The following is an 11931-nucleotide window of genomic DNA, read 5'->3' as shown; positions in this document are numbered from 1 at the left end:
TTGGCTGATGGCTCGGCTGCGGCATACGGTGCTGGCCGATGTGCATGCCGCCGACGCGGCCCTGTGCGCATTGCTGCGGTGAAAAACTCTTCTCGCGCATCCAGCGAGACGTGATGAGCCGAGGCATCTTCGCATCGGTCAAGGACCTGAACAAGAAGCTCATGCGCTACATCATGGCCCATAACAACGACCCCAGGTCGATCAAGTAGAAGTACGACAATCCGAATCGTCGATACCGCCAAATCTTCTGATTCAGTGAACTAGTTTAGTGGCTTCAACACTTGGCGAAATGTTCCCATTGCATGGGCAAGTCAGTTGGCCGTTTCTTACTCATGCGACCGTCCGCATTAGGCCGGGTTGAATGTCTCAAAGCAGGCCCAGAGCCGTCGATTGCCTATCCGTGCCGGACGACCGCTTCGCAGCGCAAGCTGTCAGTTCGACTCGGCAAGCTGTTCGAGAATCGCAGGGTTCTCGAGGGTCGAAGTGTCTTGTGTAATTTCTTCACCCTTTGCCACCGATCTGAGCAGTCGCCGCATGATCTTGCCGCTGCGCGTCTTTGGCAAGTTGTCGCCGAATCGAATGTCCTTGGGCTTGGCAATCGGTCCGATCTGTTTGCCAACCCAGTCGCGCAGTAATTTTGCAATGGCCTTGGCTTCCTCGCCGGTTGGACGCGAGCGTTTGAGCACGACAAAGGCACAGATCGCCTCGCCCGTCGTGTCATCGGGTCGTCCGACTACCGCGGCCTCGGCCACCAGATCGGTGCACGACACCAGTGCAGACTCGATTTCCATCGTGCCCATACGATGTCCGGACACGTTGAGCACGTCATCCATGCGACCGGTGATGGTGAAGTTGCCTGTCGTCGCATCGCGAACGGCACCGTCACCCGCCAAGTAGTAACGCCCTTGGAAGTCTTCCGGGTAGTAACTTTTCCTGAAGCGCTCGGGGTCGCCCCAAATGGTACGAATCATGGCCGGCCAAGGCTTCTTGATCACCAGAATGCCGGCATTGCCGTTGGGCACATCGTGGCCGGCTTCGTCCACCACCGCGGCAGCAATGCCGGGAAACGGCAGGCTACAGGACCCCGGTACCAGCGTCGCGGCGCCGGGCAGGGGTGTGATCATGTGACCACCGGTCTCGGTCTGCCAGAAGGTGTCGACGATGGGGCAACGGCCCCCACCGATGTGCATGTGGTACCACTCCCAAGCGGCCGGATTAATCGGCTCACCTACCGAACCCAGAATGCGCAGGCTGGTCAAGTCGTAGCGATCCGGGTGTACCGCGGCATTGCCTTCAACCGCCTTGATCAGCGAACGAATCGCAGTCGGCGCGGTGTAGAAAATCGACACCTTGTGGTCCTCGATCATCTTCCAGAAACGCCCAGCGTCTGGGTAGGTTGGAATACTCTCGAAGACGATCTCCGTGCCACCGAGCGCCAGCGGACCGTACGTAATGTAGGTGTGGCCGGTAACCCAGCCGATGTCGGCCGTGCACCAGAAAATGTCCTCAGGCTTCAGGTCGAAGGTCCATTTGGTCGTGAGCGCAGCGTGCAACAGGTAGCCCCCAGTCGAGTGCTGTACGCCCTTCGGCTTGCCAGTCGAGCCCGAGGTGTAGAGCAGAAACAGCGGGTGCTCGGCGCCCACCCATTCAGGTTCGCAGGTAACGGGCTGTGCGTCCATCTCGTCGTGCAGCCAGTGGTCGCGTCCGGTGCGCCAAGCTATGCTGTTTCCTGTGCGCCGATAGACAAACACGTCCTTCACCGATTCGCAGCCTTCGAGCGCCAGCGCCTCGTCGACGATCGCTTTGAGTGGGAGTTGCTTGCCGCCGCGCAACTGCTGGTCTGCTGTGATCACTAGGACGGCACCGGTGTCGGAGATGCGGTCGCGGAGGCTCTGCGCGGAGAAACCGCCAAAAATCACCGTGTGGATGGCGCCGATGCGCGCACAGGCCTGCATCGCAATGACGCCTTCGATCGACATGCCCAAATAGATCGCAACGCGATCCCCGCGCCCGACACCGCGTGCCCGCAGGGCATTGGCGAGTTGGCAAGTGCGTGCAAGCAGCGCGCTGTAGCTGATGCGAGTAACTTGTGCGTCGTCGGCCTCGAAGATGATCGCCACTTTGGCGCCCAGGCCCGCCTCGACCTGACGGTCAAGGCAGTTGTATGACGCGTTGAGCGTTCCATCCTCGAACCACTTGAAGAACGGCGCGTCGCTCGCGTCCAGGACTTTGGTGAACGGGGTGTGCCAAGTCAGCATTTCATTCGCCTGGCGCGCCCAGAAAGCTTCGTGATCGGCTTCTGCTTCTGCCACCAGCGCGGCGTACGCTGCCGGCCCGGCGACGTGCGCAGTGCGTGCCAGTTCGGCGGGCGGAGGATAGACCACTGGTTGAACGGTGGCGTCGCTTTGAACGGTGTTGGTTGTCATCTGAATTGCCTTTAAGTGGTCAATGACCCGACGCGCCGAACGCACCATAGCCGGTCTCCGAGCGCACTTGCTGGGCGCCGAAAGCCGCGCGTTCTTTTGCCGCTTGTGGGCTGCGGTCGAGCAACGAAACGATCCAGATGCCGACAAAGCCGATCGTCATCGAGAACAGGGCCGGTGATGTGTACGGAAACAGCGCTGAGCCCACGGGGTGGCCCAAGGTGGACTCCCACACCGAGGGCGAGACGATGGTCAGCCCCACCGAAGAAATCAGACCCAGGAAGCCACCCACCACAGCGCCGCGCGTCGTGCAGTCTTTCCAAAGCACTGAGAGGAACAGCACAGGGAAGTTGGCCGAGGCGGCAACGGCAAACGCCAGCGACACCATGAAGGCAATATTCTGCTTTTCGAACGCGATACCCAGCACGATGGCCACCAAACCGAGCGCGACCGTGGTGATGCGCGAGACCCGCAACTCCGATGCACTGTCGGCGTTGCCCTTCTTGTAAACCGTGGCGTACAGGTCGTGCGACACGGCCGAGGCACCCGACAGGGTCAGCCCGGCGACCACGGCAAGGATCGTTGCGAAGGCCACGGCCGAGATGAAGCCGTAGAAGACATTGCCGCCGACTGATTTGGCCACCAGCACGGCAGCCATGTTCGCGGTGCCCGCGCCGCCCCGGATGATGCCCTTAGCGGTATCGGCAAGCTCCGGATTAGTCAGCACCAGCGTGATGGCGCCGAAACCGATGATAAAAATAAGCAAGTAAAAATACCCGATCCAGGTGGTCGCCCAAAACACCGACTTTCGTGCTTCCTTTGCATCAGGCACGGTGAAGAAGCGCATCAGGATATGGGGCAGGCCCGCCGTGCCGAACATCAGCGCCATGCCAAAGGAGATCGCCGAGATTGGGTCCTTCACGAAGCCGCCCGGTGCCATGATCGACAGGCCGGTCTTAGCTGCCGCCTCGGACGAAGCGCCTCCATTGGCGGCAATGGCTGTCTTGACTTCCACCGCCTTGGCGAACAACAACTCGGGGCTGAAGTTGAACTGCGCGAGCACTGCGATCGCCATGAAGGTGACGCCCGACAGCAGCAGCACTGCCTTGATGATCTGCACCCACGTCGTGGCTGTCATTCCGCCAAACAGGACGTAGACCATCATGAGCGCGCCAACGATTACCACGGCCACCCAGTACTCGAGGCCGAACAGCAGCTTGATCAGTTGACCCGCGCCAACCATCTGCGCGATCAGGTAGAACGCGACGACCACCAGAGTGCCTGAGGCAGCAAAAGCACGGATGGGGGCCTGTTTGAAGCGATAGCCCGCTACGTCGGCAAAGGTGAACTTCCCCAGGTTGCGCAGGCGCTCGGCCATCATGAAAGTGATGAGCGGCCAGCCAACGAGGAACCCGATTGCGTAAATCAGGCCGTCGTAACCGGTCGCCATCACTGCAGCCGTGATGCCCAGAAATGAGGCGGCCGACATGAAGTCGCCGGCGATTGCTAAGCCGTTTTGAAACCCGGTGATGCCGCCGCCGGCGGTATAGAAGTCCGACGCAGAGCGCGTCTTTGCAGCAGCCCATTTGGTGATCCAAAGAGTGAACGCGACGAACAGGGCGAACATGCCGATGGCTGTCCAGTTGGTTGGCTGTTTGGCCACACTGCCCAGGTCCGGGCCTGCCGCCAGCACGGTGCTCGCCATAACGGTAGCCGCCACACCCGAGAAGATTCGAAAAAGGTTTTTCATTTGCAGGCCTCTTTCAGGATGCGCGAGGTGATCGCGTCGTACTCGCTATTTGCCCGTCGAACGTAGTAACCCACGATGACTACCGTAAAGACGATCACGGCCACACCGATTGGGATGCCCAGAGTCGTGACGCCGGCGCCTACGGGCCGGGCGAGAAATGCCTTGTCAAAGGCAATCAATGCGATGTAACCGTAGTACACGATGAACATTGCAATCGTCAGTGTCCAGCCTAGCCGGTTGCGCTTCGAGCGCAGGACCTGATACTGAGGATGCGAGCGAATGCGCTCGATGTTGGGGTCCGTCTCGACATCAATATCTGGCATGAGCATGGTTTGTCTCTGTTATTGAATTGTTGGGAAGTCGCAAAAGCATGTTTGTCCGTCGGCCCACTCGACGACATCTATCATCGGCTGTGAGCTGACCCATTGCCTGTATGGCGGCACCGATTGCCGCCCACTTTAAGAAAACCTTGTAGGTTCAGCTCTTGATAAAGGCGAGGAGATCGCCGTTGAATTGGTCTTGATGCGTACTAGCAAGGCCATGGGGAGCACCTGGGTACACCTTCAAGACAGATCCCGAAACCAGTTTGGCTGACAACAGCGCGGAGTCGGCAATCGGCACGATCTGATCATCGTCGCCGTGCACGATCAGGGTAGGGACATTAATCTTTTTCAGGTCTTCCGTGAAGTCGGTTTCGGAGAATTGCTTGATGCAATCCAGTTCGGATTTCAGGGATCCCTGCATCCCCATCAGCCAGAACGAATCCTTCAGGCCCTGAGACACCTTGGCGCCGGGTCGGTTAGCGCCATAGAACGGAACCGTCAGGTCTTTGAAGAATTGGGAACGATCAGCGCGCACGCCCGCCCGAATGCCATCGAATACGTCTATCGTCAAGCCACCAGGATTAGCGTCCGTCTTGAGCATGATGGGCGGTACAGCGCCAAGCAGCACTGTCTTGGCCACACGTTTTGTGCCGTGGCGCCCGATGTAGCGGGCGACTTCGCCGCCGCCCGTAGAGTGACCCACCAAAATCACGCTGTTGAGGTCCAAGGTCTCGATCAGGGTGGACAGATCGTCGGCATAAGTGTCCATGTCGTTGCCGCTCCAGGGCTGGCCGGACCTTCCGTGCCCACGCCGGTCATGGGCAATGGTGCGGTAGCCACGCTCGCTCAGATAAACCATCTGAAGCTCCCAGGCATCTGCAGTCAGCGGCCATCCATGCGAAAACACAACCGGCTGGCCCGAGCCCCAGTCTTTGTAATAAATCTGAGTACCGTCCTTCGTGATGAAGATGTTGGCAGCGTGTTTTGCGCCGGCGTGGAGTTGCGAGCTCGCACTGGCTGAACGAGCTTTGTCGGTTGCAGCAGCGCCAACTGGCAGCGCAACAGCGGCGACAGCGGCAGCACCACCCAGCAGCAGTTTGCGTCGCGAAGAAATCGCGCTGGCGGGCGACTTTGATAAAGACATGATTTTCATTTCTTTCGGGTGATGGGTTGGACAACAGGGAGACTGGAAGTTGCGGCGCTGCCTGTCAAAGCCGCGCGCAGTTTCTTAAGACTAAGCATGAGAGTCTGGCTTTCCGCAGCCGTGAACTGCGTGGCACAAGCTATCTTGTCTTTCACGACCTTTGCGCCATTGACTTGCTTGCGACCGGCAGCCGTCAACGCGATCAGGACGGAGCGGTCATCAGCAGGATTGCGTTCGCGCTTCACAAACCCTTGCGTTGTCAGCTTGCGAACAAGGGGCACCAGCGTCCCTGAATCAAGCGCGACTTGTTCTCCGAGCGAGCCTGCAGTCATTTCACCGTGCTGCCACAGCGCGAGCATCACGACATATTGTGGATAGGTCAGCCCCAACGGAGTGAGCAGCGGCCGGTAGACCTTCGTCATGGCGAGGGACGTGGCGTAGAGCGTGAAGCACAACTGCTCGTCCAGAAACAGTTCCGTGAACCCATCCCCGCGCGGCCGTGAATTTGATGGGACTACAGATTTTGAAGTGACCATGGTCAGTGGTGTTGGGTCTCAATTTCGAAGTAGATGCAAACGCCGCGAAATGCAAGATTTAGTGGCATTCGGATGTCGATATAAAGTATTGCATGCAATATTATTTGGTGCAAGAGAAATTGATGAGAGTGTCCGAACTCTTCCCACTTGTCTGCGGCGGTTGGACCTCGATCCCAGTGGGATGCGGATGAAATCTTGGACAGTTCTGGGCTTCTGCGACGGTGCCGGCTAGCCACTGGTCGACGTCACCGGCCTCGATCGGGATCACGCTGCGTTTGTCCTGGGCGTCCGGTCTAAACACGGGATCGGGCTTGGGCATGCGGCGAATCAACGGGTGGTGTTGAGCGTGAGCATCGTGTAGCTCTAGTTCTGTCGCAGTAAGAAGCGACGAGTAAGCTGAAGCGCTGGGCAAGAGCAAGATGAACGAAGCACTACGCAGGATTTTGAAGCGGCGGCACTACCCCATTGAGGTGAAGCTGGTGTGCGTTCGCTGGTAAGCGGCGTACCCGTTGAGCCTGCGACAGATCCAAGAGATGATGGCCGAGCGTGGGGTTGTGGTCGATCACGCCACGATTCATCGGTGATCGGTCAGGATGATGCCGGTTCTTGCCGCCGTCTTGAGGCGGCGCAAGCGCTCGGTCGGCACGAGCTGGCGAATGGATGAAACGCACATCAGGGTCAGCTGCGAGTGGAAGTACTTGTACCGGGCGGTGGACCGCGCCGGCCACACGATCGACTTCCTGCTGCGTGCACACCGCGATGTCGCCGCGGCGAGATGCTTCTTCGAGCGTGCCATCGACCTGCACGGCGTGCCCGAGAAGATCACCATCGACAAGAGCGGCACCAACACGGCGGCGATCCTTGACATGTGTGCTGACAGCGGCGCGGACATGGAGATGCGGAGTCGAAGTATCTCAACAACTTCATCGAGCAAGACCATCGGGCGATCAAACGCATCGTGCGACCCATGCTCGGATTCAAGTCGTTTCGCTGCGCTAGCGCGCTCATCGCAGGCATCGAGACCATGCACATGATCAAGAAGGGCCAGCTCGATTCGCTCAAAGACAGAGCATCGTCCGCTGCGGACGAGTTCTACTCTCTGGCCTTTTGAGGCCAGCCACTCCAGCTCCCGTCTCAACCTCGCTCTCCTATTGCGACAGAACCGACAGGCGCCATGCCCTGGGCCATGAAGCGGTGCACCGCCCTCGCGCATCCACAGGAATGGTCCGGCGGGGTCGACATCGAGATCGACGTGGAGGACGGCGCCAGGTCGGCCAAGGTCTGGTTGGCGTCGAAGATCAGGACCTTGGCGCGAAGCATGCGGGGATCCTGAAGCTCGGAGGGTTGACCATGATCGGCCTTCCGTCAGGCAGTGCCGCGCACCGGGTAGTCCTTCTCGATGACGAAGCGGATGCCGTCCAGCAGAGACCGCAGGTCCGGGCGTGCGAAGGGCGCATTAGAGACGTCGACGATCTGCACCTCGCCCCTGGGAGTGATGACGAACACACCCGGTTCGGCGAAGGGATGGTCGGTCTCCTGCGGTGAACGGGGGGACGAGACGTACAGGCCCAGTTGCCTGGCCTGCTCGACGCTCAGCTCGTAACCAACGGGGAACTTCCAGCCGCATTCCTCGGACTCGGTGCTTGCCTTTTCCAGGCCGTCGGTCGACAGGACGGAAACATCGATGTTGGCGGCCTTGAAGTCATCGAGCATCTCGTTGAGCGTGGCGAGGTACTTTTTGCACAGCGTACAGTGCCTGCCGCGGTAGACGACCAGCAGTCGCCATCCGTCGCCCTTTGCAGGGTTCACGCGGCCGCCGCCAACAGCAGGCCAGTCGAGTGAGGGAAAGGGGGACCCGGCGGTAAGGCGGGACGGTGACATTGAAGCTCCTTTAAAAAAGTGAGGTAAAGAAAAATGCGAAGCTTGCGCTGCTCAGCCGTGCGGAGCGTCAGCCGGGCGGAGCTACTCCAGCGGCTCGACCTTGTCCAGCAGGAAGGGAAGGAATTCGGCGACTGTGGGGTGGATCGGCAGGGCATCGCGCAGCACCTGGTATCGGGCGCCGGTGGCCATGAAATTGCTGATCACCTGGATCACCTCGTCGCAGCCGAACCCCAGCAGCGAGGCACCAACGATCTCTTCGCTTTGCTGGTCGACCAGGATCTGCATCAGGCCAGCGGTCTCGCTCTCCTCCTTAGCCCGGCTGACGTCCTTCATGTGAAAATTTGTCACCAACGTAGCGCGGCCCGACTCTCTGGCCTGCGCCTCCGACAGGCCGACCCGGCCCAGCGGTGGATCGGTGTACATCGCGTAGGTCGATATTCGGCCGTCGGCAGAACGCGCGCCGCCCGTGAGATTGGCCAGCACGATCTGGCCGTCTTGGTAGCTGGTGTGGGTGAAGGCACCGCGCTTGTTAATGTCGCCGACTGCCCAGACGCCCGGCACATTGGTTTGCAGCTTGCCATCAGTCGGCACGAAGCCGCGCTCGTCGGTCTCGACCCCGACCGCAGCCAGGTTGAGGCGCCCGGTGTTCGGGCTGCGCCCGGTGGCGATCAGCAGGTGCGAGCCTTCTATTCGCTGTCCACCCACCGTCACGGCGATCCCGGCACCGGAACTCTTCTCCGCCCGCTCGACCCGCTCGACCTCGCTGCCGGTGTGGAAGCGGATGCCCTCTTCCTGCAGCATCTCGGTTAGGGCCTTGGAGACCGCCTGGTTTTCGTGGCCAGTAATGCGCGGGCCGGCCTCGATCACGGTAACTTCGCTGCCGAGCCGGCGAAATATCTGCCCCATTTCGAGGCCGATGTAACTGCCGCCGATGATGATTAGATGGCGCGGACACTCGCGCAGCTGCAGCAGGCTGACGTTGTCCAGGTGCGGCACATCATCCATGCCCGGCAGGGGCGGTAGGGACGCACGGGTGCCGGTGTTGAGGAAGACCCGCGCGGACCGCAGCGCCTGGTCACCGGCGGTCAAATCGAACCGGTCGCCGGCTCGGCCTGTAAAAGCGCCCCAGCCCCGCAGCAAGGTCAAGCCATCCTGCCCGGCGATGGATGCTTCGAGCCCGGCGCGCGACTCGTCGACCCGCTGCTGCATCCGCTCCATGGCGGCCGCGAAGTCGATTTCGACCTTCCCGGCCTGGATGCCGAAGTCGCCCGCACGACGCACAAGGTGCGCGACCCGCGCGCTTTTGCGAAGGGTCTTAGTCGGCGTGCAACCGTAATTGACGCACGAACCGCCGACCAGTCCTCCTTCGATCAGGGCAACTTTCTCACCGCGCCCGGCCAGCGTCATGGCCAGGGCCGGCCCGGCCTGGCCGGCTCCGATCACGGCCACGTCGAACTCCATTACGGGTTTACTCTTGCTCATGTGATGCTCCTCATGCTTTGACCGTCACTGCCTTTCAGAATGCAACCCGGAACTATCCCGTCCGCAACGCGACGAGCCGTAAGCCCTCGTCGTGGTGGCTGTTATTGCCCCGTTCGCCGAAGTGAGGGTCAGCTTTTCGGCAAAGCCGAGCAAATCGGCCGCATTGAACTTGCGCGTTTCGGCTAATGGGCACATCGGCTGAATGCCGGGCGGCGTTTCGTTGAGGTCAACCGGCAGGATGCATTGGGGATCATGGGCTATTGCATTCATTGCATGCCCAACCTTCTTGGCAAGGCCCCGTCGGGCGAGTCGAGTAAAGCGTGAGCCCGTGAGTTCGAACCATTTCCTGATGCGGCCAAGCGGCCGTGCACCCAGCCAAGAACCGCGCCGAAGATCAGATGCAGCACCAAGGTCATCACCGAAGCCATGATGCCCATGTTTATCCCGAACAGGCCAGCGCCGGCCATCGGCATTAACACCAGCATCATGATTAGCCAGCCGATGATGCCGAACATGATCCCGTGTCCAACGCGGCTGGTTCCCTGCAGCTTCGAGTCGAGAGCTGCGATGGCAACACCATAGATCACGATGCCGATCCCGAAATGTACGATCCACCCGATGAGGGGCTGGTCCGATGAACCCATCATTCCGGCGAGCATCTGCGGAAGGTCGAGTTGCGGCATGAAGCCCATCGTTGCCTTCGGGACCATCAGCACTGACAGCACGATGGTGGCGGCTAGCCCTGCAAGCAGGCCTTTTGGAATGTCTTTCATGTGTCCACCCCGGGTAGTTAAGAGAGGGTTTGGATTGCGCTGTGAAGCTACCCCCAACCTCGGCTGGCGTCAGCGCGGTCGACATCCGTCGGCGGCGAAAGGAAGGGTCTCGTCGGGACAAGTTAGCGTGCGTTGGAGCGGCACGCAGTCCCAACGCGGCCCATACGGATGTAGGAGAAGATTACGTGGCTCAGCTCCCTGCTGCACTGGCAGCCTGCGGCGTACAGGTGCTGCTGCCGTCGGAAACCGTCTTACTTGATTGCTGCCGCGAGTATGAGCAGGATGCACTTTTCGATAATGGGCGGTGTAGGCATGGGATGCCGTTAGCCATCATTGCCACATCAGTTTTTTAGCGGTGGCTACCGATGAGGGCTACTCCAATACCGGACCGCGCGTTTCCTTCGAGCTGCAGCAAACGTCTACAAAACGTTCCCAAGTTCTCGCATGGAATCCGCACACGGCGGAAGGCGCCCGTCGTGCGATCAATCCTTGCGGCCTAGCAGGGTGCTGAAATACCTGTGCAGTTGGTCGACGCGTGACGGCCCCCAACCGTTGTAAGTTGACCCCCGAAAGTTGCAATCAAACCCCAGACCATGCGCGGCGCCGACACCTTCACCGAGAGTCTGTTCACCATGCGCAAGCTCGAGGACTTCGTTCGGTTCTGTCGCGGTAAGGCCGGTGCAGGTAAGCTGAGGTGAAACTGACGACTGGATGAGAGCGATGATCAAGGCGTTGCGCAAGGTAATCAAGCGGGCGCACTATCCGCTTGAAATCATGCTGACCTGTGTGCGCTGGTACGCGGCTTACCCGCTGAGCTTGCGCTCCATTGAGGAGATCATGGCCGAACGCGGAGTCGTCGTTGATCACGCCACCGTGCACCGCTGGGCGATCAAAATCCTGCCCGTGCTGGCCGCCGTGTTCCGACGGCACAAACGCCCTGTTGGCACGAGCTGGCGGATGGATGAGACTTACATCAAGGTCGCCGGCCAATGGAAGTATCTGTACCGAGCTGTCGATCGCGATGGCAATACCATCGACTTCCTGCTTCGTGCCAACAGAAACCACGCAGCCGCACGAAGCTTCTTTGAGCAAGCCATCGGTCTGCACGGTGTGCCCGAGAAGATCACGATTGACAAGAGCGGCGCCAACACGGCTGCCATCCAAAGCATTCGAGCCGACTCCGGTGCGGACATCGAGATGCGCCAGTCGAAGTATCTCAACAACATCGTCGAACAAGACCATCGGGCCGTCAAACGCATCGTGCGGCCGATGCTCGGCTTCAAGTCTTTTCGCTGCGCACGAGCACTCATCGCCGGTATCGAGACCATGCACATGATCAAGAAGGGGCAGCACGACGGCTCGCAGGGCCAAGCCTCGTCCGCAGCAGCGAAGTTCTACTCGCTGGCTTTCTGAGCGACACGCGCGCCGCACATTTGCTCGTGCCGGCGCTGTTATTGCGACAGAACCAAACTATTACCGGCAACTCACCAGTCAAGCCACCACGGTGACGGCCTGACTTAAACCAATCAGCCTCCACGAATCTGAACTGACCCCCAGAAGTTGGACGAACTTCAAGGAGTCCCATGGAGAAGTACAAAACGGAGTTCAAGCTCCAGGTC

The 11931-nt window shown here is 60.0% G+C and carries 11 protein-coding genes and 1 pseudogene; 2 read left to right on the top strand and 10 right to left on the bottom strand.

Translation table 11 applies throughout. From position 1 onward, the window contains the following. Window positions 1–431: 431 nt before the first annotated feature. The 5 genes from acs to QN397_RS25710 form a co-directional block, all read right to left on the bottom strand. Window positions 432–2426 (bottom strand): acetate--CoA ligase, encoded by a 1995-nt coding sequence (gene acs / locus QN397_RS25730; protein WP_323499512.1) that lies wholly within the window; start codon window positions 2424–2426, stop codon window positions 432–434. A gap of 19 nt (window positions 2427–2445) precedes the next feature. Further along, entirely contained in the window at window positions 2446–4128 is a 1683-nt protein-coding gene (locus QN397_RS25725; RefSeq protein ID WP_323502394.1) for a cation acetate symporter, read from the bottom strand. A gap of 41 nt (window positions 4129–4169) precedes the next feature. Further along, window positions 4170–4496, bottom strand: a complete 327-nt coding sequence (locus QN397_RS25720; protein WP_416352253.1) for a DUF485 domain-containing protein — start codon at window positions 4494–4496, stop codon at window positions 4170–4172. Between the two features lie 154 nt (window positions 4497–4650). Beyond that, complete coding sequence (locus tag QN397_RS25715) at window positions 4651–5640, bottom strand: alpha/beta hydrolase (RefSeq protein WP_323502396.1); 990 nt, start codon at window positions 5638–5640, stop codon at window positions 4651–4653. A 5-nt stretch (window positions 5641–5645) separates the two neighbouring features. Continuing rightward, a complete protein-coding gene (locus tag QN397_RS25710) occupies window positions 5646–6176 on the bottom strand; it encodes a MarR family transcriptional regulator (RefSeq protein ID WP_323499515.1) in 531 nt (176 codons plus the stop codon). Between the two features lie 419 nt (window positions 6177–6595). Between QN397_RS25710 and QN397_RS25705 the strand changes: the two are divergent. Continuing rightward, a pseudogene (locus QN397_RS25705) lies at window positions 6596–7287 on the top strand (IS6 family transposase). A gap of 23 nt (window positions 7288–7310) precedes the next feature. On the opposite strand, the gene QN397_RS25700 reads toward QN397_RS25705, so the two are convergent. The 5 genes from QN397_RS25700 to QN397_RS25680 all read right to left on the bottom strand — a co-directional run bounded on the left by QN397_RS25700 (window position 7311) and on the right by QN397_RS25680 (window position 10312). After that, window positions 7311–7496 (bottom strand): hypothetical protein, encoded by a 186-nt coding sequence (locus QN397_RS25700; RefSeq protein WP_323502393.1) that lies wholly within the window; start codon window positions 7494–7496, stop codon window positions 7311–7313. Between the two features lie 45 nt (window positions 7497–7541). Beyond that, on the bottom strand, window positions 7542–8057 hold the full coding sequence (locus tag QN397_RS25695) for a redoxin domain-containing protein (protein ID WP_323502391.1): 516 nt from the start codon (window positions 8055–8057) through the stop codon (window positions 7542–7544). 81 nt (window positions 8058–8138) lie between these two features. After that, a complete protein-coding gene (locus tag QN397_RS25690; RefSeq protein ID WP_323502389.1) occupies window positions 8139–9539 on the bottom strand; it encodes a mercuric reductase in 1401 nt (466 codons plus the stop codon). A 24-nt stretch (window positions 9540–9563) separates the two neighbouring features. Next, window positions 9564–9809, bottom strand: a complete 246-nt coding sequence (locus QN397_RS25685) for a hypothetical protein (protein WP_323499518.1) — start codon at window positions 9807–9809, stop codon at window positions 9564–9566. Next, complete coding sequence (locus tag QN397_RS25680; RefSeq protein WP_323502387.1) at window positions 9806–10312, bottom strand: DUF6789 family protein; 507 nt, start codon at window positions 10310–10312, stop codon at window positions 9806–9808. The genes QN397_RS25685 and QN397_RS25680 overlap by 4 nt, the downstream gene beginning before the upstream one ends. Before the next feature lie 711 nt (window positions 10313–11023). On the opposite strand from QN397_RS25680, the gene QN397_RS25675 reads away from it, so the two are divergent. Beyond that, complete coding sequence (locus QN397_RS25675) at window positions 11024–11725, top strand: IS6 family transposase (protein WP_323502386.1); 702 nt, start codon at window positions 11024–11026, stop codon at window positions 11723–11725. Window positions 11726–11931: the final 206 nt, after the last annotated feature.

The sequence above is a fragment of the Variovorax sp. RTB1 genome (genome assembly GCF_035018765.1).
In the GTDB taxonomy this organism is placed as follows: domain Bacteria; phylum Pseudomonadota; class Gammaproteobacteria; order Burkholderiales; family Burkholderiaceae_C; genus Variovorax.
The sequence above is the reverse complement of the archived record's forward strand: the minus strand, read 5'-3'. Positions and strand labels throughout refer to the sequence as shown.